This is a genomic window from Pseudomonas sp. 86_A (assembly GCF_017491705.1).
GTDB lineage: Bacteria > Pseudomonadota > Gammaproteobacteria > Pseudomonadales > Pseudomonadaceae > Aquipseudomonas > Aquipseudomonas koreensis.
On sequence record NZ_JAFGYS010000006.1, the window covers coordinates 178,849 to 201,356 of the forward strand.

Here is a 22,508-nt window from a genome sequence, read left to right on the forward strand (position 1 = left end):
GCTCACTCCTACAAGGATCGGGTTTAGAGCAGTAATCCGATTCGGTTTTTCTTCGGCAACTTGCTCACCACCAACTGATGCGAGCGCGTCAGCAACCCGCGCAATTCTTCCGCGCCCAGCGGGTAGGGCGGGTGCATGATGATCCACTGCGCCCGCGCCAGATAAGGCGCCGGGTGAATGCCCGGGCGGTCGCAATGGCCGAGAAACAGATCCTTGTCGACCTTGAATGCCAGGGAATCCCCGCGCAGCCCCTGCAAGGCGAACATCTTGTTGCCGGCAATCGAGAACACCCGCACGCCGCCCCATTTGTAATCCTCCCGCGCGCCCGGCAAGGCGAGGCAGAAGGCGGCAACATCCGCTTCGTTCATCTTTCCTTTTGTCATAACAGTCGCTCCCCACACGCATTGAACGATTCGACCAAGTGATCGATCCACGCCCGCACCGCCGGCATTACCCCGCGCCGATGCGGATACACCGCCTGCAACCAGCCGGCAGGCAACGACCACTCGGGCAGCAGTTGCACCAGCGCGCCGCTCTCAAGGTCGGCCTCGCAATACATCATCGGCAGCAGGGTAAAGCCCTGGCCGGCCAGCACGCAGGCCTTGCGTACGATGAAATCATCGATGCCCAGCCGCGCTTCCATGTTCAATTCGACGCTGTTGCCCTGTTGATCGAGCAAACGCACGTGGACCATGCGGTCCGCTTCCAGCGCGCCGAGCACCGGCAGCGACTTCAGGTCTTGCGGGTGGCGGATTGTCTTGCCCTGGACAAAGGCCGGGCTGGCCACCACGACCATTTGTGCCTGGCGCAGACGACGGGTGACCAGCAGCGGATCTTCATCGCCCAGTTCACGCACGCGCAGGGCGACGTCGAAGCCTTCGGCGACCAGGTCAACGCGTCGATTGAGCAGCACCACCTCCAGTTGTACCTGGGGGAACTTGCCAAGGAATTCACTGATCACCCACGGCAGCATTTCCCGGGCCAGCCCGGTGGGACACGACACACGCAGGCGTCCTTTGGGCTCGCTGGACATGCTGGCGACGGCTTCATCGGCCATTTCCGCTTCGAGCAACATGGCTTGGCAATGGCGCAAATAACGCTCGCCGACGGCGGTCAGGTTCAACTGGCGGGTGGTGCGTTGCAGCAGGCGGGCGCCGAGACGTTCTTCGAGTTCGGCAATACGTCGCGACAGTCGCGACTTGGGGATGCCCAGCAAACGCCCGGCCGCCGCGAAACCACCGGCCTCAACCACCTTTGCGAAATAGTAGAGATCGTTGAGATCCTGCATGAAAAATCCACCGTTCTATCAGTGGGACGAACTATCGCATTGTCGGCGGCTAATCAGCTATTGGTTTCTTCCGTAGGATTGTCTCCATTCCGTCGCCACCGGCGATTCTTTCCAGGAGATTCCACATGAAACTGCTGCACATCGATTCGAGCATTCTGGGCGACAACTCGGCTTCCCGTCAGTTGAGCAGTCAAGTCGTCAAAGCCTGGCAAGCCGCCGAGCCTACCGCCGTGGTGACCTACCGCGACCTGGCCGCCGACGCCATCAGCCACTTCTCGTCGACCACCCTGGTGGCCGCCGGCACCACCGCTGAACTGCGCGACGCTGCGCAACAGCACGAAGCCGAGCTGAGCGCCTCGACCCTGGCCGAGTTCATCGCTGCCGACGCCATCGTGATCGCCGCGCCGATGTACAACTTCACCGTGCCGACCCAGCTCAAGGCCTGGATCGACCGTGTCGCCGTTGCCGGCCAGACCTTCCGTTACACCGAAGCGGGTCCTGAAGGCCTGTGCGGTGGCAAGAAAGTCGTGATCGTTTCCACCTCCGGCGGCATTCATGCTGGTCAGGCGAGCGGCATCGCTCACGAAGAATATCTGAAGCTGGTACTGGGCTTCCTCGGCATCACCGACATCGAAATCGTCCGTGCCGAAGGTCTGGCCTACGGTGAAGAAGTACGCAACAACGCGATGAGCGCTGCTCAGGCGAAGATCAGCGAGCAATTGTTCGCCGCTGCGTAAGCATTGCGTAAAGACCAGCTGCGGTTCAGGTAGCGCCTCAAAAAACTCTGTATTCTGGTTCTGCAAGGGCCAGATGCGGAGTTTTTTGTTTCTGACTGTTGCATAATCTGGCCCGGGTTATGCAGTCAAACGATCAACGTCTGAGTGCAACGCCGCGCCGGATTACCGAACCTCAGGGTTTCGGGCGTGTCGGAACACAAAGGATCTTTCGATTGAGTAACACAGGGTGGGCCATCCCATGATGCGTCTTTGTGCAACGTTACTGATTTGCCTGCTTGGCAGCCTCGGTTCAGTGCATGCCGCGCCCGGGCGACACCCCGTGTGGAGTGTCGGTTACCACGAAATGACATTCCTCGATCCGCTGGACCTGCAACCGATGCGCGCCATCGCTTTCTATCCTTCCAGCGACCGCGAGCACACCAGCCTGCTTGAAGGCTACAAGGTCGAGGCCGGCGAAGACACCAAGGTCGCCATCGGCCGCTTTCCGATGCTGATGTTGTCCCACGGCAACACCGGCACGCCCATCGCCCTGCATGACCTCGCCACCTCGCTGGCCCGCAAGGGTTTTGTCGTGGTCGCGGTGATTCATCCCGGCGACAACTCCAAAGACCACAGCCGACTTGGCACGCTGAGCAATCTGTACGGGCGGCCGATCCAGATTTCCGAAGCGATCACCGCCACCCTCGGCGACTCGATGCTTTCGCCGTTCGTCAACGCCGATCAGGTGGGGGTGATTGGTTATTCGGCCGGTGGCGAGACTGCGTTGATTCTCTCCGGCGCCCAGCCGGATCTGGATCGCCTGCGCCGTTACTGCCAGGAGCGCCCGGACGACCGCGATGCCTGCAACACTCAGGGCGAATTGATCGTCGATCGCGATGACTTGCAGCCGGTCGCCGATCCGCGTGTGCATGCGCTGCTGTTGATGGCGCCGCTGAGCCTGAAGTTTGGTCGTCACACCCTGGCCGACGTGCATGTGCCGGTGCTGCTGTACAGCGGCGACGGCGACAAACTGGTGGCCTTCGACAAGAACGCCGCGGCCCTGGCGCGCAAACTGCCGACCGCGCCGGACTTCAAATTGCTCGCCGGGGCAGGGCACTTCGTGTTCATGGCGCCGTGCAACGAAGAGCAGATCCGCGCCATGCCGGCGCTGTGCACGGACGCCGACGGCGTGGACCGCGAAGACATCCACCGCAACCTGATCTCCGAAGCCGGACAGTTCTTCTCGCGCACGCTGGGCCGGCCGAGCCGGGCGGGAATGCAGACCGCGGATCAATAACCCGATTCCACAAACACCGCTGATCCAATGTAGGAGTGAGCCTGCTCGCGATAGCGGAGTGTCAGTGAAGGAGATGTCGACTGACCCTCCGCTATCGCGAGCAGGCTCACTCCTACAAAGTATTTCGCCAGACCTTAGGTCTTGGCGCGGCGCCTGAGCAGCAAAGTCAATCCCAGCCCGGTCACCGACAGCATCGCGGCGCTGAAGAAAATCCACGAATACCCCAGGTTCAGCGCCACCGCGCCCATTAGCGGCCCGGCAATCGCCAGCGCCAGATCGAAAAACACCGCATACGCCCCCAGCCCCGAACCCCGGCTGGAATTGGGCACCTGTTTGATCGCCTCAACCCCCAGCGCCGGATACACCAGCGACAAGCCGACGCCGGCCAGCCCTGCGCCGATCAACGCGAACACGGTGGAAGGCGCCAGCCACAGCATCACCAGCCCGACGATTTCGATGCTCATGCAGGCAATCGCCGAATTGAATCCGCCAAAACGGCTGATGGCCGAAATGAACAGCAGCCGCGACAGGATGAAACACGCGCCGAAGACTGTCAGGCAATACGCCGCGCCACTCCAGCCCCGGTTAAGGTAATAGAGGGTGATGAACGTGGTCAGCGTGCCGTAACCGATGGACGCCAGGCTCAAACTGGCGCCAAACGGTGCAATGCGTCCGAACACCGCCCAAAAAGGCAGCCGTTCGCCGCGTACCACCGGCACCGAGGGTTTATTGCGGATCAACACCAGGGCGCCCGCCGCCAGTACCGACAGGGCGATGCCCAGGCTGATAAAACCGTAATCGGCGACCATGACCACACCCAGCGGCGCGCCAATCGCAATCGCGCCGTAGGAGGCGATGCCGTTCCAGCCGATCGACCTTGCGGTGTGCTCGGTGCCGAGCTGGCCCATGCACCAGCTGATGGTGCCGACCCCGATCAAGCCCTGTGCGATGCCGAGCAACAGCCGTCCGACGATCAGAATCAGCAGGCTGGGCAGCGGGAAGTCCTGCAGCAACGTCGAGATCAGGGTCAGCAACCCGCTGAGCACAATTCCTGACAAACCATAAACAATCGCGCGTTTGGTGCCGATGGTGTCGGACATGCGCCCGGCCATTGGCCGGCTGAGCAGGGTGGCCAGGTACTGCGAGCCGATCACCAGGCCCGCAATAACGGCGCTGAAACCCAGCTGTTCATGGACATAACCGGGCAGCACCGCAATCGGCAGGCCGATGCACAGGAAAGCGACGAAGGTGTAGAACACGATGGAGACGATCTGCAGGGTGATCGCCATGGAGCTTTGCGGGGGCAGTTGCTGCGCAGACATGAGGACTCGTTCGCGGGCGGCGGTAGGAGAGTCGGCATCATGGCGTGGCGCTGATATAAAAGGAAGCAGGCTAACTATTTTTCCTGGTCCGGGAGTGATGTGGTGCGGATGGCCTCATCGCGAGCAGGCTCACTCCTACAGTTGAAATGCGTCCCCCTGTAGGAGTGAGCCTGCTCGCGATGGTGTCGGTACCCTTATAGCTACTGGCTCTGGAATGCAAAAAGCCCCGTCACAAGGACAGGGCTTTTTATCTTGCAGCTAGCAACTCAGCACTTGACGCTGCTCTTAGAACACCACGCCCTGACTACGCAGGTAGTCATCGTAAGTGCCGCTGAAGTCAGTCACGCCATTCGGGCTCAGCTCGATGATGCGCGTGGCCAGGGACGATACGAACTCACGGTCGTGGCTGACGAAGATCAGCGTGCCCGGGTAGTTTTCCAGCGCCAGGTTCAGCGCCTCGATCGATTCCATGTCCAAGTGGTTGGTCGGTTCGTCCATGATCAGCACGTTCGGCTTTTGCAGGATCAGCTTGCCGAACAGCATGCGACCCTGCTCACCACCGGAAATCACTTTGACCGACTTGAGGATCTCATCGTTGGAGAACAGCATGCGCCCCAAAGTCCCGCGAATCATCTGCTCGCCCTGGGTCCACTGACCCATCCAGTCGAACAGGGTGACATCGTCTTCGAAGTCGTGCGCGTGGTCCTGCGCGTAGTAGCCCAGTTCCGCGGCGTCGGTCCACTTGACGCTACCGGCATCCGGAGTCAGTTCGTTGACCAGGGTGCGCAGCAGGGTGGTTTTGCCGATACCGTTCGGGCCGATGATCGCTACGCGCTCGCCAGCTTCAATCTGGAAGCTGAAGTCCTTGAACAGTGGCTTGCCGTCGAAGCCTTTGGCCATTTTTTCGACCATGACCGCCTGGCGGTGCAGCTTTTTGTTCTGCTCGAAGCGGATGAACGGGCTGACACGGCTGGAAGGCTTGACCTCGGCCAGCTGGATCTTGTCGATCGCCTTGGCGCGGGAAGTGGCCTGCTTGGCTTTCGAGGCGTTGGCCGAGAAGCGGCTGACGAACGATTGCAGCTCGGAAATCTGCGCTTTCTTCTTGGCGTTGTCCGACAGCAGCTGCTCGCGGGACTGGGTCGCCACGGTCATGTACTCATCGTAGTTGCCCGGGAACAGGCGCAGCTCGCCGTAATCCAGGTCAGCCATGTGCGTGCACACGCTGTTCAGGAAGTGACGGTCGTGAGAGATGATGATCATCAGGCTGTTACGCTGGGTCAGGATGTTTTCCAGCCAGCGAATGGTGTTGATGTCCAGGTGGTTGGTCGGTTCGTCGAGCAACAGCACTTCCGGATCGGAGAACAGCGCCTGAGCCAGCAATACGCGCAGTTTCCAGCCTGGCGAAACTTCGCTCATCGGGCCGAAATGCTGTTCCAGCGGAATGCCCAGACCCAACAACAGCTCGCCCGCACGGGATTCGGCGGTGTAGCCGTCCATTTCGGCGAACTCGGTTTCCAGCTCGGCCACGGCCATGCCGTCTTCTTCGCTCATTTCCGCCAGCGAGTAGATGCGATCGCGCTCGGCCTTGACCTTCCACAGCTCTTCGTGACCCATGATCACGGTGTCGATCACGGTGAATTCTTCGTAGGCGAACTGATCCTGACGCAGCTTACCCAGGCGTACATTCGGCTCGAGCATGACCTGACCGCCGGACGGATCAAGATCGCCGCCGAGGATTTTCATGAAGGTCGACTTGCCGCAACCGTTGGCGCCGATCAGACCGTAACGGTTGCCGCCGTTGAATTTGACCGAAACGTTTTCGAAGAGCGGCTTGGCGCCGAACTGCATCGTGATGTTAGCTGTAGAAATCAAGAGTTTTTCCTGCGAAGCATTCTTAAATAGCGAGGGTGCGGCCGGAGCGCTGGGCCCGAGTAGAAGTGCGCTGATGCGGGACAGTCCCGTCATCAACCAAGGGGGGCGCGTAAAGTTTGGCGGCGATTGTACTGGTCTGGCTCTTTAAACGATAGGGCGATGATGCCGCGCCTGCTGATTGGCGGATTCAGCGGACAGTTTTTCACAGATGCGGTTCACCATTGGTTACAAAGTATGGCTAAAATGCCATCCGATTATCCAATAGCCGCCAACGGCATGGGCTCAAGGAAGTGCCACCGGGATAGTATTTGTATTCATGCCACTGCATCAGACCCTGGGCCACCGGCCGGCAGGCGCGCAGTTTGTTCACTTTTGACGTGTGACGATTTCCGTGAAACTCATCATTGCCGCTATTTATGTCATTTCGATTGCATACGTTCACTTGCGTGGGCGTGTGCGTCACAAACTGGGCCGTCAACTGAGCGATCACTCGACGTTTCTGGCCCCGATCAACTGCTTCCTCTACCTGTTCTCGAAGAAGCCGAACAAGCCGTATCTTGATCCTGCCGAATTTCCCGACTTGAGCCCGTTGCAGGCGCACTGGGAAGAAATCCGTCAGGAAGGGCAGGACCTGCTGCGCGCTGGCGAGATCAAGCGCTCGAATCAGTACGATGACGTCGGTTTCAACTCGTTCTTCAAAAGTGGCTGGAAACGTTTCTACCTCAAGTGGTACGGCGAGAGCCATCCGTCGGCGATGAAACTGTGCCCGCGCACCACCGAACTGGTGCAGAGCATCGGCTCGATCAAGGCCGCGATGTTCGCCGAGCTGCCGCCGGGTTCGAAACTGGTCCGTCACCGTGATCCGTATGCCGGTTCCTATCGCTACCACTTGGGGCTGGACACGCCGAACGATGCGGGTTGCTACATCAATGTCGACGGTGAAAGCTACCACTGGCGTGACGGAGAAGCGGTGATGTTCGATGAGACCTACATCCACTACGCCGAAAACACCACCGACAAAAACCGCATCATTCTGTTCTGCGACATCGAGCGCCCGATGAAATATCGCTGGGCGGCGGCGTTCAACGCCTGGTTCAGCCGCACCGTGATGTCGGCGGCGGGTGCACCGAACGATGCGGGCGACCGCACCGGTGGGATCAACCGCCTGTTTACCAGGATCTACAAGGTTCGCCTGCGTGGTAAAGAACTGAAAAAGCGTAATCGCGCGCGTTATTACCTGGAAAAGTGGGCGATCTTCGGCGGTTTGCTGGCGATCTTCATTCTGATCTGAACGCCGCAATTCGCCTTTGCTGCTGATGAGTCTCTCAAATCCAACCTGTCAGCTTGCTGACAGGAACCGGTTCTGACTATTCCCCAGAAGCCTTTTTGGTCTTCCTCGCCGGCGCAGCCTTACTGGCAGGCTTGGCTTTTGCCTTGGGCTTGGCCGGCGCTTTGCCACCCAGGCTGCGTTTGAGCAACTCGGTCAAATCGATAACATCCGCAGTTTTGCGTTCCTCTTCGCCACCCACGGTTTCAACATCCTCGATCTTGCCTTCATGAGCCTTTTTCTCGACCAGGGCCATGATCTTGTCTTCAAATTCGTCCTTGTAGTCCTCGGGGCTCCAGTCGCCGCTCATGTCCTGTACCAGGCGCTTGGCCATGTCCAGTTCGCCCTTGGCCAGTTGGGGTTTGGTCACTTCGCTGCCCAGTTCCAGCTCATCGAGGCCGCGTACTTCCTGCGGCCAGCGCAGTTTGACCAGCACCAGCGCCGACTCCAGTGGCATCAGCGCCGCCAGGTATTGGCGAGTGTGCAGGACGACGCGGGCGAGGGCGACCTTGTTGGTTTTGCTCAATGTTTCCCGCAGCAGGGCGTAGACCTTGCCGCCGCGTTTGTCCGGGGCGAGGTAATAGGGCGTGTCGATGTTCTGCAGCGGGATCTGCTCGGCATCGACGAAGGAAAAGATGTCGATGGTCTGGGTCGAGACCGGATGCGCCGAGCGAATTTCCTCCTCGCTGAGCACCACGTAGCGACCCTTCTCATAGGCCACACCTTTGACGATGTGCTCTTTGGTGACTTCCTTGCCCGTGACCTTGTTTACCCGTTTATAGCCCACCGGATCCATGCTGCGGCTGTCGAGCCAGTCAAAGTCCACGCCGTGCGAGGACGTTGCCGACACCAGCGCGACGGGGATGTGTACCAGTCCGAAGCTGATCGCGCCTTTCCAGATTGCCCGAGCCATGGTCAGTTCTCCAAGTGATGATCAGGTGACCTGCGGCGCGGGGCGAAAGTTTCCAGTGATTGCGCGGCTCTCAAGGGATCTGGTCAAGCCGTGTTACATGTTGTTTAACGGCCATGGGTTAACAAATCCGAACCCGCGGCGTAGCGTGGACTCGAAGGCTCTATCCCCTGTGCATCGAGAGGCCGCCCATGAAGCGAATTCCGTCAGGCATCATCATTCTGCTCCTAGGGGCCGGTCTGGCGCATGCTGACATCGCAGCACCGTCCGCTCCGCTGCTGCTGGCACAAAGTCCCGCTGGCACCAACAACAACCCCTACAACAGTCCGATTCGCCGGGCCAACCCCAACAGCATGCAAGGCACGCAGCCCAATGCACCGGCGATTCCCGGGCCGAACACGGCACCGGTGCAACGTTCACCCACGGTCGGCAACGGCGGCATTGGCAACGGCCAGCAGCAACGTTCGGTGCCGAGCACACCGCCGAAATTCATTCCCAACCCACCGCCACGAGACGCAGACAGCAACCGTTGAACGGCAGGCCTGAGCGCCTGTCAGCCTTTAAAACGAACAAAAGGAATCGTGCATGTTGCGTAAAACCCTTCTAGCCACGCTGTGCGCCGGCGCGCTGATCAGCACTGCAGCGCTCGCCGCCGCCCCCAAAGAGCTGCAAAGCGAGCAGGGCACCCTTGAAGTCACAACGATCACCCAAGGCCTGGAACATCCCTGGGCATTGGCGTTTCTACCGGATCGCCAGGGCATGCTGGTCACCGAGCGCCCGGGCAACCTGCGGCTGATTGGCGTCGATGGCAAGCGTTCGGAACCGATCAGTGGTGTGCCGAAAGTCTGGGCCAAGGGGCAGGGCGGGCTGCTCGACGTGGTGCTGTCGCCGACCTTCAAGCAGGATCGGCTGGTCTACCTGTCGTACGCCGAAGGCGGTGGCGCCGGGGACAAGGCCGGAACGGCGGTGGGGCGCGGGCGGCTGTCGGACGACTTGAAGACAATCAGCGATTTCAAGGTGATCTTCCGTCAGGAGCCGAAGCTTTCGACCGGCAATCACTTCGGCTCCCGGCTGGTGTTCGACCGCGACGGCTACCTGTTCATCACCTTGGGCGAAAACAACGACCGGCCGACCGCGCAGGATCTCGACAAACTGCAAGGCAAGGTCGTGCGGATTTTCCCCGACGGCAAGGTGCCGGATGACAACCCGTTCGTGGGCCAGTCCGGCGTGCGCCCGGAAATCTGGTCCTATGGCCATCGCAACCCGCAAGGCGCGGCGCTCAATCCGTGGAACGGCACTGTGTGGGAGAACGAACACGGCCCCCGTGGTGGCGATGAGGTGAACATCATCGAGCGCGGCAAGAACTACGGTTGGCCGCTCGCGACCCACGGTATCAACTACTCGCTGCAGCCGATCCCGGAAGCCAAGGGCAAGAGTGTCGAGGGCGCTGTTGATCCGCATCATGTGTGGGAGAAGTCACCGGGTGTTTCCGGAATGGCGTTCTATGACGCTGATCGCTTCAAGCCTTGGCAGCAGAACCTGTTTATCGGTGCACTGGTCAGTCAGGAGCTGATCCGCTTGCAGTTTGACGGGGACAAGGTGGTTCACGAAGAACGTTTGCTGGGCGATCTGAAACAGCGGATTCGTGATGTGCGGCAGGGGCCGGACGGGTATCTGTATGTGCTGACGGATGAGGAAGAGGGTTCGTTATACAAGGTCGGCCTGAAGTAACCTCACTTCAAATTTTCACAGATGTCCTGTGGCGAGGAAGCTGGCTCGCGTTGCGTTGCGCAGCAGCCTCAAAATCTTGTGAGCGCTACGCACTCATGCGGAAGCAAGCTCCCTCGCCACAAAAAAAGCCTTTAGAGCCTAACGATAGTGGGCGTAGCGCGGGCATACAAAACCACCGCCGCACGCAATTTCCCGCGGCCAAACCGGCTCATTTTCTCAAACTCGCCATGGCTGACCGGCACATGCTGGCAGTCCATGGGTTGCCGGTGCTGGCTGTGATCGACGTCAGGGTCGTGGAGGTACACAAAATCCTCGTCGCAGTCGGTGACCATCACCCAATGCGGCGACTTGGAGCGGGTCAGGCGATAGCTGCTGATCAGCACCAGAGGCTGGCCGCCGGCCTCCAGCAGGCGCGGCAAATCCAGATGTGTGCCGATCTTGCGTTCGATGTCGGTTTCCTCCAGTTGCGCGGTGAACTCCTCGTGCACCAGGCGCATGACGTCTTTTTTATGCGCATCGCGCACGCCATCGAGAAACAACGGCCCGGCCATACTCAATTGCAGACGCACGCGAAAGCCCCGGCGCCATGCCGCCAGCGCCAATCCCTGTGGGCTGCAACCACCGTGGCCGGAGGTCATGAACACCGTGGTCGCTTCGCGCCAAAGCTGCAGTTCCTCGCGCCGCTCCAGCAACCGTCCGGGTTGCAGCGCACCCATGGCCATCAGCAGGCACGCCGGACCACAGGTGAACTCAGTGGTTTGCGGGTAATAGGGCACCTTGATGCTGCGTGAATCATGGTGTTGAACAATGCGTTTTTCCAGGCGCAGCGCGTCGGCATGGTCTTCGTAGTAGTCGTGAATCAACGCAAAGCGCCGATAACCGTTGCGCTCGTACAAGGCAATCGCGGCGGGGTTGTCGAGGCGCACTTCCAGGCGCAGGTACGCACAATCGTGCTCGACCGCGCAAGCCTCGATGCGTTGCAACAACTGTTTGCCCAATCCGATGCCGCGCGCTTCGGCGGCAATGGCGATGGAATACAGCCGCGCCAGCGAGGTGCCGCGATGAAACAGCACCAGCGCGTAGCCAAGCAATTGCCCCTCATGTTCGGCCACCAGCAACTGCGCATGGGCGCGGGTGATCATCCATTGAAAGCTGCGGCTGGTCAGCCGGTCGGTGGTGAAACATTGCATTTCCAGGGCCAGCAGTGCCGGCAGATCTTCAACTACCGCCAAACGAAAAACAGCATTCATATGACCACCGTAAAAGTTGCGTAACGAAACGGGACTTTCGAAAAACTTCGTGCTTAATAGAAATGGTCTTGTTCTCCAACGGATCAATCTCTATGTCAGCGGTACAGGGTCATTGGCGCGAAGTATCCGAGCAAAGTTTGCCGGCGGCAACTTTTTTAAATCCAGCCATCAGAACTTCCAGTCAAGTGTTGATCATCGTCGAACGCAAGGAGGACTGGGCCTCGTACTTTCCCAGCGAGGACATCGTCACGGCCCAGGAATACCTGGAGCAAACCCGCGACAGCGAGCCGGGCAAGCGTGTGCAGGTGATCAACCTGTGCCGCAGTTACAAGTATCTGGGGCACGGTTACTACTGCTCGCTGCTGGCGGAAGCCCGCGGGCACAAGGTGATTCCATCGGTGCGCACCATCAGCGAACTGACGAAAAAATCATTGTACGGGCTGGCCTTGGACGACTTGGATAAAACCTTGGAAAAAGCCCTCAGCCATCACCTTTACAGCGATACCGAAGGCTTCACTCTGACACTTTACTTTGGCAAGACGCATATCGAGCCCCTTCAGGATCTGGCCCGTCAGTTGTTTGAAGTGTTTCCGTGCCCGATTCTGTTAGTTGAGTTCCGTCGTAATAACGGTTGGCACATCGAAGGCATTAAGTCCGGTGCCCTGCACAAGTTGCGTGACGATCAGGAAGATCAATTCGCCAATGCGCTGGACGGTTTCAGCCGTAAAGTCTGGCGGGTGCCGCGCTCGCCGCAAGTGGCGCGTTATGACCTGGCGATCCTGCACGATCCGCAGGAGGCCTTGCCGCCATCCAATGCCAAGGCACTGGAGAATTTCGTCCGGGTCGGCAAACGCATGGGCATTGATGTCGAGCTGATCGAGCGCAAGGATTATGCGCGCTTGGCCGAGTACGACGGCTTGCTGATTCGCGAGACCACCAGTGTCGACAACCACACCTATCGCTTCGCCAAGAAGGCGGAAAGCGAAGGGCTGGTGGTGATGGACGATCCGACGTCGATCCTGCGCTGCACCAACAAGGTCTACCTGACCGACCTGCTCAACAGCCATCAACTGGGCATGCCCGCCACCGAAATTCTCTACAAGGAACGACCGGAAGATTTCGAGCGGGTCGGCGAGCGCCTCGGCTTTCCGCTGGTGCTGAAGATCCCCGACGGCTGCTTCTCGCGTGGGGTGATCAAGGTCGAAAGCCAGCAAGCGCTGCTTGAAGCCACCGCCGAACTGTTCGAACACTCGGTGTTGCTGCTGGCTCAGGAGTTCTTCTACACCGAGTACGACTGGCGGATCGGCGTGCTCAACCGCAAACCGATCTTTGCCTGCCAGTACTTCATGTCCAAGGGCCACTGGCAAATCTACAACCACAAGGCCAAGGGCCAGGACATCAACGGCGAGTGCCGCACCCTGGCCGTTCACGAGGCGCCACGGGCGGTGGTGGAACTGGCGGTGAAGACCGCCAACCTGATTGGCGACGGTCTCTACGGCGTAGATTTGAAACAGGCTGGCGACAAAGTGGTGGTGATCGAAGTCAACGACAACCCGAACCTCGACGCGGGCATCGAAGACGCCTATTTGCAGGACGATCTGTATTCACTGGTACTGGAAGAGTTCGTGCGCCGGCTGGAGCTCAAACGCCGCGGCCAGGCCTGGTGAAGCGCCGATGATCAGCAGTTTTGCACTGAGTCACGGCGCGTTGCAGCGGGTCGAGCGGCTGGACGCCGAGGTGATGCTGTTCAGCAACCCGGATGCCGCCGAGCGCGACTTGCTCCAGAGTCACTACAAGGTTGACGAACACGCGCTGGCCTCGGCGCTGGACCCGGACGAAGTCTCGCGAATCGAGTTTCACCCGGACCACTTGTTTCTGATCTGGAAGCGCCCGGAAAACTACTCCGGTGGTGGCAGCCTGGCGTTTGAAGTGTCGTCCTGCGGCCTATTGTTTGCCCCCGGCCAATTGCTGGTGATCGCCACCGACGACACGCCGCTGCACGGCATCGGCACGCGTCAGCCACTGAATGCGCCGCTGGATGTGTTGCTCGATTTGCTGTTCAACAACATTCACCACTACCTCGGCCATCTGAAGGTGATCAAACTGGTGGCCCGCGAGCTGCAACAGAAGTTCAACGCCTCGATGCAGAACCAGCATCTGGTGCAGATGTTCAACCTCAGCGAAAGCCTGATCTATTACATCAACGCCTTGCACAGCAACGGCGCGGTGCTGACGCGGCTGCGCAATCATGCCGATAAACAGCATTTCGGCAGCGAAGCGATCGGATTGATCGACGACCTGATCATCGAAAACAACCAGTGCTACAAGCAGGCGGAGATTTACTCCACAGTGTTTTCCGGGCTGATCGATGCGCGCGGCAACCTGATGAACAACAGCATGAACAACCTGCTGCGCAAACTGACGTTGATCAACGTGGTGTTTTTGCCGTTGAACCTGATTGCCAGTATTGGCGGCATGTCTGAGTTCAGCATGATGACGGCCGGCACGCCGTGGTGGATTTCCTACCCGGTGTTCCTGCTGGTGATGTTATTGGGGGCAGGGGGGATGTTGTTTGGGCTGCGGCGGTTGGCCAAGTGATAAAGTGGTGACTGTACCGGCGCCATCGCGAGCAGGCTCCAGCTACACCCGAAGGTCCGGATCAACTCACTGGGTTGGCCGTCGCGACTTTCTTGCGCTCCCGAACCCCACGCACCACCAGATACAACAACGGCCCAACCGACACAAACACCGCCGTCAGCAACAGATACGGCACCACCGACCAGACCGACATCCCCCGTGCCCGCGCATCCTTGACCATCCACACCCCGGCCAGCGTCGCCAGCAGATAAAGATCAATCACCACCTGCGCCGTATCCGGACGCGACATCAGGCTGATGCCGAAGTCGATCAACGACTGTTCGGCCTGGAGCATCACCGACACGGTGTAGCCGGTAAACGCAATCAACGCAGTGAGGGGCAGGGCGACAGACATCATGCATTCCTTCCTTGGGGTGATGAGCAGAATCGCCAGCCTACCTTGGCATCCTCAAATAAGCCATTGACTCGCCGGCCGCCGCCGGGCTAATTTCAGACCCATGACTTCCACCGTATTGCGCTGCCTGCCAAGCATTATTACCGCCATTCCTCATTTGGCGGGCTAGCTCACGACTGCAGCACCCAACCCGCCCTAGAGGCGGGTTTTTACTTTCTGTCTCCGGGGTTTTAACCACAATGGCCCCCTGTAGGAGCTGCCGAAGGCTGCGATCTTTTGACTTTGTTTTGCTCAAATCAAAAAGCAAGATCAAGAGATCGCAGCCTTCGGCAGCTCCTACACAGATCGACCGGAGATGACGATGAAATACAGCCCCGACCAGCAAGCCCTGCTTGAGCAGTACGTGAAAAAGATCCTGGCCGCGCCGGTCTACGACATTGCCGTGCGCACGCCGTTGCAGTCGGCGCCGGCGCTGTCCGAGGCGCTGGGCAATCGGATCCTGCTCAAGCGCGAAGACCTGCAACCGACGTTCTCCTTCAAGATCCGTGGTGCCTACAACAAGCTGGCTCAACTGAGCGATGCGCAGAAAGCACGCGGGGTGATCACCGCTTCGGCGGGCAATCATGCCCAAGGTGTGGCACTGGCGGCGCGAGAACTGGGGATCGCGGCGACCATCGTCATGCCCTCGACCACACCTGAGCTTAAAGTGCTTGGGGTGCGCAGTCGTGGCGCCGAGGCGCTGCTGCACGGCGAGAGTTTTCCGTTTGCCTTGGCCCATGCGTTGCAACTGGCCGAGCAAACCGGACGCACCTTTGTCTCGCCTTTCGATGACCCTGACGTGATCGCCGGCCAGGGCACGGTGGCCATGGAAATCCTCCGTCAGCATCAGGGGCCGCTGGATGCGATCTTCGTTCCGGTGGGCGGTGGCGGCCTGATCGCCGGCGTCGCCGCTTACGTCAAATACCTGCGGCCGGAAGTGCGGATCATCGGGGTCGCATCGGAGCACTCGGCCTGCCTGAAGGCGGCGTTGCAAGCGGGTGCGCGCGTGGTATTGCCCAGTGTCGGGACGTTTGCCGATGGCGTGGCGGTGGCGCAGATGGGCGCTTATGGGTTCGAAGTGTGCCGGTTTTGCGTGGACGAGGTGGTCACCGTCAGCAATGACGAGCTCTGCGCCGCGATCAAAAACATCTACGACGATACCCGCTCGATCACCGAACCTTCCGGCGCATTGGCGGTGGCCGGGATCAAACAGTACGTGGCGCACAGCGGCGTTCGCGAGCAGACTTTCGTCGCGATCGACTCCGGCGCCAACATCAACTTCGACAGCCTGCGCCACGTCGCCGAGCGCGCCGCCGTATGCGGCGTCCCGGCGTGAAGGCTCAGGGCAACAGAGGGCGCAGGAAACTGCGCTCGTAGCTGATGATGAATTTTTTCTGCACCAGCGATTCCACCAGCGCCGTGCTTTCCGGGTCGGTCAGCGCGATGTGCCGGTAGCTTTCGTAATCGGCCAGCGAAGGAAAACTGAACAGGCAATAAGCGATGTTGCTCGCGCCTTCGGAGGGCAGGAAATAGCCGTGATGAGTGCCGCCCAATCGCTCGACAATGCCCAGCCAGGCCTTGGCGTAGGCCTCGAATTCGCTCAGTTGGTACGGATCGATCACGTAACGCACATGGCAGGTAATCACGTTTGACGCTCCCTGTTCAGGTCATTCTGCGATGGCGGTGCCGACCTTGTCCGACGCAGACCAGATGCGGTAGCGCACCTCGACGTCTTTGGGGGCGTAAATCACCAGTGGCAGCTTGCTGTTGTAGCGCAGCATGAAGCCGTCACCGACGACCGGGACAAAGGCGCGCTTCTTCTGGCTGCCGGGGCAAGCCATCAGGGTGCTCATCGGGCCAATGACTTTTTCCAGGCGGTAGAACGGATAGCCCCAGCCTTCGAGGTTTTTCTCGTCCAGAGCACCGCCCAGCCGCTGGCGATTGCAGTCGACTTCCAGGGTTTTGCCGGCGAGTACTTCAACCTGAAAGTTCTCCTCCTGATCCTGCTTGGGCAAATAAATGACTTGGCGGGTAAAACCGTTTTCAGCCTTGGGATACGGCGCGACGTCTTCAAGCTTGGCCGCGTGGGCGAGGGTGGACAGGCCGGCAACGAGCAGACCAATTGTCGCGCGAGCGCGTAAAGAACCCATGAAAGCCTCCTGGCGGGTGTAGGGTGAACGACGGGCATTCTTACTGTCATCAGTGGCGAATGCAAACCCGTGCCGACTTGCAAATTGCAGTGCCCAAGCGGGGCGATCTTGCATTTTGCAACTGGCCAACTACTGGCCACCACGCCAAGTGCTTGATTTCATGAGGGGCAAAACGACCTGATGAAAGGCACGCTTTATGCGTCTGTTTGGTGCAGCGCACCGCGTTCGGGCGCCTACACTCCAATGGGCATTTCGCAGTACAACCGTTTGCCGCACCAGGGAATCAGCGGGGGCACACCCGTGCAGGGGCAGCAAAAGCGGTCAACGTGAAGAGTTGATTGGCAGTTTCATCAATAAGGAGAGGTTCACCATGTTTCTGTCTGCCTTGGAACTACGCAATATCATTGAAAGCAGTTTTCTGCCTAAACGCTGCCAGTGCACGCTGTCGCCGGACCTGTCGATGACCGTCAAGGTGTTCGGCGATAACCAGACTGACCAGGTCGATCTACACGTCAGCGGCATCGACGCCAGACATTTGAATGGCAGCCGCGAGATCAACGATTTGATCGCCGGACTGCGCTCGGACCTGAATCAGCAAACGACGCAGCCGCGATACAGTCTGCGATCCAGAGTTGTTTAACTCACCGTTTCCCCCAGTTCGACCGTCACGCGCCGGGCCTGCACAAAGCCGAGGCCCAGCGCGAACTCGACCAGCACCGCGAGCAAAATCCCGGGGCCGGCATGGCCGTTGAGCCATTCGCCAAAACCCAGCACCGCCAAACCAAAACAACCGACGATAAACCCGTTGCTCAGGGCATTGCGACCCAGCGACGGCGGCGCGTTGCGCGCCAGATAAAACATCACACCCAACGCCACAAACAGCACCGCACTGCGTCGCGCAACAAAACCGGCAGCACTGGAATACTCGATACTCCAGATCGCCAGCAACACCTCCGGGAAAAAGCCCCAGACCAGCGCCAGCACAAAACACAACAAAGACGTGATGATCGACAACGTGCGAAACGACAACTGCATGGCGAGTCCTTGCGGCAGTGAGAACGGATCCCGAGCATAACCCGCGAACCCTTCACCGCCTACCGCAAAGCCGCAAATCAGAGCCTTCTGTCAGTTCTGGAAGTTACAGGCGTCAGACATTTTCCGATAGGTGATTTCCTCGGGCTTACCGGCATTGTCGATGTATTTCATGTCAGCGGTGATGACCTTGCACTGCGCAGTCTGTGGCTCGGTCATGGAGATCACTTTGTTCACCTGCAACGGCATGCCGTATTGGTAGGGAACAGGCTTGGTGGTAGCGGTGGTGTCATTGGCCTGAGCCAGCCCGGCGAACGCGGTGCAGGCGAGGGCGGAGGTGAGCAACAGCGTGCGAATGTTCATGGATCGGACTCCCGTGCGACGCAATGAGCGTTCGGCGAAATGCGGCCGAACCTGCCGCACTCGGCGCCAGCCAAGGGCTGAGGTGTGCGGTTCAGTACAGTCTTGGACTGCGGCGTTAAGCGATGGTTAACCTGGCTGAACGCCGGCTGTCAGGCAGAGGGATGATTTCTCTGGGATGCGGGGCCGATTCCTACAAGGGCAGATGCCTTGTCTGCTTTCGGCGGTTGGAGTGGGGCGGGTATGGTTTGTCGTCGCTGCAAAATCAGCGGCTCGGGTTTGGTCACCTGAGAAGAGTTCATTGCATATGTGCCATCATTTGCACTACGGACACTCATGTTCGTAAAGTGCATTGCTGTGGCGGCTGTGTGCAGGACGCCTTCGGGCGAGCTGAGTTTGAACTGTTCTCGGTTGACCAAGCCTGTACACGGCCGCCTCCCATCGTTTGGTCACGGTGCTGGCGGTTACCCTCTAATACAGTTGAGTAATCAATATGCCTACACTAAATCCACTTCCAAACCGCTATCACCCGCTCAACAGCGGCGTCACCGATAGCGCTCCAATGGTCATCGACACCCAAGCCAACCCCCAAGACATCCTCGAAGCCGCCGTCCAGCGAATTCGCGCCTGCAGCGACCTGCTCGAAACCCTGCATTGCGTGTGCTTCCGCCATGGCGATGTTCAGGACATTCCACACATCACCCATGCGCTGTACCTGCTGGCGCAGGACGGCAATGATTTGCTGCAGGTGGCGCAGCAGCAGATGCTGGATTGGAAGGCGCCGGTTTGATTCGCAAATGACAGACGTAGACACGGGTAGGGAGTGAGACTCGCCCGTGTTCAACGCACGGCTCCGGTAGTCCGATATCGGGGATCCAGCGTCGTGGATGCCCACACTAATTGAATTTGGTTATTCGGGAAGAAATAGACATGCAACGTGTCTTCTCCTGGGTTGCGCGAAGGTAAAGGCACTTGAGCTTCGTGCCTTTCGATTTCCATTCCTTGTTCTTCCTGAGTTTTAGACAGGCTCAAAATCCAAACAACTTTGGCGGAATCACCGCTGATGCTCCAACAACAGGTCACCCCTCCGTTACCGCCCCAATGATCATTCACCCAATAGCTTCCGACAGGGCGGTCTGTGTGATTGTGAGAGGTAAGGGCTGCGCCGGGCGTGCGGATATGGTTATTAACGAGATACGTCACGAAGGCACCGATCAGCACTGCCACGCTGAGCAATATTTTCATATGACGAAAATACTGAAGCTTCGAAGAGTCGAGCACTACCACTGCCCCCCTATGCTTTGCGACGTCTTGTTGGACGGTCGGGATTCAAATGGGCTGTAAAGGTCGGGACTCCATCCAAGACGAACGTGATTGCCCGGATCGAAGCGTACATGCAGGTACTGGTCACCAGGCTTACGCTTTGGAAGCGCAAGCTCAATTTCATGATGTCCCTCGATAACACCTTGTAATTGCTGCTGTCTCGTAATGTCCAGTATCCAGGTGACCTTTGCGGTGTCATCTTTGAATTGGGCACAGCACATAACTCCGCCCCCGCTTTTGGCGAAGAGGTTACCACCCCAAAAACCATTTACCCAGAAGCTGAAAATCGGGCGTTCCATGTAGTTTTCCGAAGTCATCATTGCAGCTGGCTCGCGGAAGAGCGCAAGGATTTTCGGAATGGCATAGCAAAGCAGCAAAGCCAGCACACTCAGAGTTATTCGTTTTCGTCGCCAGCTTCGCTGTCGGCGTGTATGTGCAGAAACATCTATCAAATCAATGAAGTCCGAATTCGGCGAGATTGGCGTTAGGGCCGCTATAACTCTGCCTGTGTTACGTTGATGCTCCTGACGACTCCGTTGAAGGTTTGCGCATCATCTGTTCCAAATAATCCGGGGCCATCCCTTTGGTTTTATTCAGGCTCGGCATGTCAAATTCTCGAACGCGGAAATACTTCGGTATTGGGGCACCCGTGCCTTTAGGAATCTGTTGGATCATGAATTGATCGTTTACGTAAAATTCGAGCAGATCTTCCACGTCGAAGCTGAGACCTTTTGGGACGGGAGCGAACCACTCGTCCAACAGCGCTTTTACTGGGGCGGAAGGGAAGCTGGTTTTCAATCTCCAGGCTTCCCGATCTACGTCTTCAAGCCAGCTGAGTTCGGCACGAAGGGCGGCCTTACCTTGTTGCGTTTGCTTGAGCGCTTGATCGCGTTTTGCTGCTTGCGCCTCGCTTTCGCTGCTCATCCCAAACGCACGGGCGATTGATCCTTGCTTGCCCAGAATGGGGCGTTGAAGGCGCTCTTCCTCGTCGTCGTAAGCTTTGTGCTGGCCCCGATACAATTCCCACAGACCCCGCAACCTTTGAATGTATAAACGTCGGTGAGCCAAAAAGCTTTCAGCGGAGACTTTCTTGTTACCTGCATTGCTCATGTAATTTTTGCTTGCACCAATAGCGCTGGTGCCATTGATATGATCATTGAGAACAAAATATTCTGCCGCGTCCGCGTCAGCTTCATGCAGTTCATTTAGAGAAAGAAATGGCACTCCGGCGCGATAAGCAGCTTGGTACATCTCGTGTAGGCTCACCAATTGAAGCTCGGTGCTATGAGGGACTTCTCGTTTTTTTAACCCGCCTCCAACGTCATAACTTGTGCCTGGTACCAACCGTTCTTCCCATTTCGGGGTCGAGGTACCGGTTCCGATCAGTCTAGAGCGTCGGGAGTCTTGACATTCGTGTGCAGCCACGAGGTGGAGAGCAGACTTAACTGGGCCTGCCAAACATTCTCCATCATCGACAGTATTTACGAATGGGACCAAGTATTCCAGGACGATGGAGCTTTCGCCGCTTCGATCCACAGAGTCGAACAAGCCGGCAAAAATAACTTCAAGTTTGACACCTTTAAGAGTGGTCGTGCCAGGATCGCACTCTTCAAACAGCTTATGAATAAATGCACGGGACAAGCTTGCGCCGAAATCAAACCCAAAAACTGAAATTGCCACACGCTTAACAGGGACGCCCGTCTTGGCTTTTGTTGACTCAAGAGTATCTTCAACAACTTTAAATGCAGCTTCAAGCCGTGTGTCAACACCTGTTTTCAGGTAAGTCGCTGTTATTTCGTTATCGCGCGTAATTGCGAAAATATCAAACGCTGCTGGTGCGGCAGCTTTGATCGCGCCTGTAATGATGTTGCCGACCTTGAGGTTGTTAAGTAAGGCTTCCCACCATTTTTTACCTGTCAGAACATCTTTGACAGCGTCTAATGGGCTGTTCTTTGCTGTGTCTTCAGGCGATTTGATTGCGCTATCCATAGCTTTGCTCAAGGCGCCATCCAGCCCTGCGCCGCTCAATTCGGCACCACCGCCAAGCGTGGAGTCAAACTCCGTAGCCAAGCCGGATATGTAAAACCTTCTAATTACTTCAGCCGTTTCGGTTTTTTTCTTCTTGTCATCGGGATGAGCGATGAATAATCGGGCTACGTTGCTCAGGCAGTTTTCCTTGAGGTCACTAATTAAATTTCGACCGAACCCATCAAAGAAAAAGCTTAAATGTAATGTTGTTTCGCAAGGCAAAACTGATTTTTTTTGGCCCGCTTCGCAGGCACTTGCTTTTGTACTTATTGACTGCGCGCGATCCAGGTTATTGGTGCCACTCATTTTCTGCCTCCTTGCACTGTATTGCTTTCCAAATCAGGGACTTCGTCGAATGGACTGATAAGGTTGGGGCTCCACTTTAGTTCCACGATGTTGCCAGGAAGAAAGCGGACATGAAGATAGACGTCATTTCGCTTGCGCTCAGGAAGAGGTAATGTTCGCTGATGCTCTTCTTTTTTTACTCCCTGACGGAGTTGCTCTCCGGTACGGCTCAGAATCCAGGTGACTTTAACAGTAGGACCCTCGATCCTCTGACAGCACATTACTCCGCCGCCACCCATTGCAAAAAGATTGCCTCCCCAGAAGTCGTTTATCCAAAAGCTGAGAATGGGGCGATCCATATAGTTTTCAGACGTCAACATCGCGCCTGGTGTACGAAACTGGTTATAAAGATACGAGCCTATAAATGGCATCAGTAATACGAATATCCCGATGGCAAGATTGCGGCGTCGCCAGATTTTTTGCCGCTTGGTATTCATGGCCATGGTCATTTACGAAAATCCTTCATCCAGCAATGCATCTTGAATATTCAAAAAAATGTGGGACAAACAGAGTTACTGATTTGCAG

The 22,508-nt window shown here is 57.9% G+C and carries 24 protein-coding genes and 1 pseudogene; 10 read left to right on the forward strand and 15 right to left on the reverse strand.

Going from position 1 to position 22,508, the window contains the following annotated elements; translation table 11 throughout:
- Positions 1-23: 23 nt before the first annotated feature.
- Together J5M57_RS11265 and J5M57_RS11270 are read right to left on the reverse strand one after the other, a co-directional pair.
- On the reverse strand, positions 24-383 hold the full coding sequence (locus J5M57_RS11265; RefSeq protein WP_207848511.1) for an MmcQ/YjbR family DNA-binding protein: 360 nt from the start codon (positions 381-383) through the stop codon (positions 24-26).
- On the reverse strand, positions 380-1,288 hold the full coding sequence (locus J5M57_RS11270) for a LysR substrate-binding domain-containing protein (protein WP_064587670.1): 909 nt from the start codon (positions 1,286-1,288) through the stop codon (positions 380-382). The genes J5M57_RS11265 and J5M57_RS11270 overlap by 4 nt, the downstream gene beginning before the upstream one ends.
- Before the next feature lie 125 nt (positions 1,289-1,413).
- Here J5M57_RS11270 and J5M57_RS11275 point away from each other — a divergent pair, with 125 nt between their 5' ends.
- Together J5M57_RS11275 and J5M57_RS11280 are read left to right on the forward strand one after the other, a co-directional pair.
- Positions 1,414-2,025, forward strand: coding sequence for an FMN-dependent NADH-azoreductase (locus J5M57_RS11275; RefSeq protein ID WP_064587669.1), 612 nt, complete (start codon positions 1,414-1,416; stop codon positions 2,023-2,025).
- Between the two features lie 238 nt (positions 2,026-2,263).
- Entirely contained in the window at positions 2,264-3,301 is a 1,038-nt protein-coding gene (locus tag J5M57_RS11280) for a dienelactone hydrolase (protein WP_207848510.1), read from the forward strand.
- Between the two features lie 134 nt (positions 3,302-3,435).
- Here J5M57_RS11280 and J5M57_RS11285 read toward each other — a convergent pair whose 3' ends face one another.
- Positions 3,436-4,623, reverse strand: coding sequence for an MFS transporter (locus J5M57_RS11285; protein WP_207848509.1), 1,188 nt, complete (start codon positions 4,621-4,623; stop codon positions 3,436-3,438).
- 285 nt (positions 4,624-4,908) lie between these two features.
- Positions 4,909-6,495, reverse strand: coding sequence for an ABC-F family ATPase (locus tag J5M57_RS11290; protein WP_207848508.1), 1,587 nt, complete (start codon positions 6,493-6,495; stop codon positions 4,909-4,911).
- Positions 6,496-6,886: 391 nt separating this feature from the next.
- Between J5M57_RS11290 and lpxO the strand changes: the two genes are divergently transcribed.
- Positions 6,887-7,786 carry a lipid A hydroxylase LpxO gene (gene lpxO, locus J5M57_RS11295; RefSeq protein ID WP_064590004.1) on the forward strand — a complete coding sequence of 300 codons (900 nt, stop codon included), beginning with the start codon at positions 6,887-6,889 and terminating at the stop codon, positions 7,784-7,786.
- Between the two features lie 76 nt (positions 7,787-7,862).
- Here lpxO and J5M57_RS11300 read toward each other — a convergent pair whose 3' ends face one another.
- Positions 7,863-8,735 (reverse strand): Ku protein, encoded by an 873-nt coding sequence (locus J5M57_RS11300; RefSeq protein ID WP_207848507.1) that lies wholly within the window; start codon positions 8,733-8,735, stop codon positions 7,863-7,865.
- A gap of 188 nt (positions 8,736-8,923) precedes the next feature.
- Between J5M57_RS11300 and J5M57_RS11305 the strand changes: the two genes are divergently transcribed.
- Together J5M57_RS11305 and J5M57_RS11310 are read left to right on the forward strand one after the other, a co-directional pair.
- The gene (locus J5M57_RS11305) at positions 8,924-9,265 is read left to right on the forward strand and encodes a hypothetical protein (RefSeq protein ID WP_207848506.1); all 342 of its coding nucleotides are present in this window, start codon (positions 8,924-8,926) and stop codon (positions 9,263-9,265) included.
- A 52-nt stretch (positions 9,266-9,317) separates the two neighbouring features.
- Positions 9,318-10,463 carry a PQQ-dependent sugar dehydrogenase gene (locus J5M57_RS11310; RefSeq protein WP_207848505.1) on the forward strand — a complete coding sequence of 382 codons (1,146 nt, stop codon included), beginning with the start codon at positions 9,318-9,320 and terminating at the stop codon, positions 10,461-10,463.
- A gap of 131 nt (positions 10,464-10,594) precedes the next feature.
- On the opposite strand, the gene rimI is transcribed toward J5M57_RS11310, so the two are convergent.
- A complete protein-coding gene (gene rimI, locus J5M57_RS11315) occupies positions 10,595-11,713 on the reverse strand; it encodes a ribosomal protein S18-alanine N-acetyltransferase (RefSeq protein ID WP_064587662.1) in 1,119 nt (372 codons plus the stop codon).
- A gap of 92 nt (positions 11,714-11,805) precedes the next feature.
- Here rimI and J5M57_RS11320 point away from each other — a divergent pair, with 92 nt between their 5' ends.
- Positions 11,806-13,380, forward strand: a complete 1,575-nt coding sequence (locus J5M57_RS11320; protein WP_064587661.1) for a RimK family protein — start codon at positions 11,806-11,808, stop codon at positions 13,378-13,380.
- A 7-nt stretch (positions 13,381-13,387) separates the two neighbouring features.
- Positions 13,388-14,311 carry a magnesium transporter CorA family protein gene (locus J5M57_RS11325; RefSeq protein WP_064587660.1) on the forward strand — a complete coding sequence of 308 codons (924 nt, stop codon included), beginning with the start codon at positions 13,388-13,390 and terminating at the stop codon, positions 14,309-14,311.
- A 61-nt stretch (positions 14,312-14,372) separates the two neighbouring features.
- Here J5M57_RS11325 and J5M57_RS11330 read toward each other — a convergent pair whose 3' ends face one another.
- Positions 14,373-14,708 carry a DUF2834 domain-containing protein gene (locus tag J5M57_RS11330; RefSeq protein ID WP_207848504.1) on the reverse strand — a complete coding sequence of 112 codons (336 nt, stop codon included), beginning with the start codon at positions 14,706-14,708 and terminating at the stop codon, positions 14,373-14,375.
- Positions 14,709-15,060: 352 nt separating this feature from the next.
- On the opposite strand from J5M57_RS11330, the pseudogene ilvA reads away from it, so the two are divergent.
- A pseudogene (ilvA, locus tag J5M57_RS11335) lies at positions 15,061-16,062 on the forward strand (threonine ammonia-lyase, biosynthetic); the annotation flags it as partial.
- A 22-nt stretch (positions 16,063-16,084) separates the two neighbouring features.
- On the opposite strand, the gene J5M57_RS11340 reads toward ilvA, so the two are convergent.
- Both J5M57_RS11340 and eco read right to left on the reverse strand, forming a co-directional pair.
- Positions 16,085-16,390: an NIPSNAP family protein gene (locus J5M57_RS11340; RefSeq protein WP_064587658.1), complete on the reverse strand. Its 306-nt coding sequence runs from the start codon at positions 16,388-16,390 to the stop codon at positions 16,085-16,087.
- Between the two features lie 21 nt (positions 16,391-16,411).
- The gene (gene eco / locus J5M57_RS11345; RefSeq protein ID WP_207848502.1) at positions 16,412-16,894 is read right to left on the reverse strand and encodes a serine protease inhibitor ecotin; all 483 of its coding nucleotides are present in this window, start codon (positions 16,892-16,894) and stop codon (positions 16,412-16,414) included.
- 370 nt (positions 16,895-17,264) lie between these two features.
- Here eco and J5M57_RS11350 point away from each other — a divergent pair, with 370 nt between their 5' ends.
- Entirely contained in the window at positions 17,265-17,534 is a 270-nt protein-coding gene (locus tag J5M57_RS11350) for a DUF1652 domain-containing protein (RefSeq protein WP_169841625.1), read from the forward strand.
- Here J5M57_RS11350 and J5M57_RS11355 read toward each other — a convergent pair.
- Both J5M57_RS11355 and J5M57_RS11360 read right to left on the reverse strand, forming a co-directional pair.
- Positions 17,531-17,929 carry a hypothetical protein gene (locus tag J5M57_RS11355; RefSeq protein ID WP_207848501.1) on the reverse strand — a complete coding sequence of 133 codons (399 nt, stop codon included), beginning with the start codon at positions 17,927-17,929 and terminating at the stop codon, positions 17,531-17,533. The two genes, J5M57_RS11350 and J5M57_RS11355, sit on opposite strands and share 4 nt — an antisense overlap.
- 90 nt (positions 17,930-18,019) lie before the next feature.
- Positions 18,020-18,289: a DUF2790 domain-containing protein gene (locus J5M57_RS11360; RefSeq protein ID WP_207848500.1), complete on the reverse strand. Its 270-nt coding sequence runs from the start codon at positions 18,287-18,289 to the stop codon at positions 18,020-18,022.
- Between the two features lie 490 nt (positions 18,290-18,779).
- Here J5M57_RS11360 and J5M57_RS11365 point away from each other — a divergent pair, with 490 nt between their 5' ends.
- Positions 18,780-19,076: a hypothetical protein gene (locus J5M57_RS11365; RefSeq protein WP_169841628.1), complete on the forward strand. Its 297-nt coding sequence runs from the start codon at positions 18,780-18,782 to the stop codon at positions 19,074-19,076.
- 50 nt (positions 19,077-19,126) lie between these two features.
- On the opposite strand, the gene J5M57_RS11370 is transcribed toward J5M57_RS11365, so the two are convergent.
- The 4 genes from J5M57_RS11370 to J5M57_RS11385 all read right to left on the reverse strand — a co-directional run bounded on the left by J5M57_RS11370 (position 19,127) and on the right by J5M57_RS11385 (position 22,431).
- Positions 19,127-19,531 carry a DUF3304 domain-containing protein gene (locus J5M57_RS11370; RefSeq protein ID WP_207848499.1) on the reverse strand — a complete coding sequence of 135 codons (405 nt, stop codon included), beginning with the start codon at positions 19,529-19,531 and terminating at the stop codon, positions 19,127-19,129.
- 35 nt (positions 19,532-19,566) lie between these two features.
- Positions 19,567-19,995 carry a hypothetical protein gene (locus J5M57_RS11375; protein ID WP_347709557.1) on the reverse strand — a complete coding sequence of 143 codons (429 nt, stop codon included), beginning with the start codon at positions 19,993-19,995 and terminating at the stop codon, positions 19,567-19,569.
- Between the two features lie 124 nt (positions 19,996-20,119).
- The gene (locus J5M57_RS11380) at positions 20,120-21,943 is read right to left on the reverse strand and encodes a DUF2235 domain-containing protein (protein ID WP_207848498.1); all 1,824 of its coding nucleotides are present in this window, start codon (positions 21,941-21,943) and stop codon (positions 20,120-20,122) included.
- Positions 21,940-22,431, reverse strand: coding sequence for a DUF3304 domain-containing protein (locus tag J5M57_RS11385; RefSeq protein WP_243435154.1), 492 nt, complete (start codon positions 22,429-22,431; stop codon positions 21,940-21,942). The genes J5M57_RS11380 and J5M57_RS11385 overlap by 4 nt, the downstream gene beginning before the upstream one ends.
- Positions 22,432-22,508: the final 77 nt, after the last annotated feature.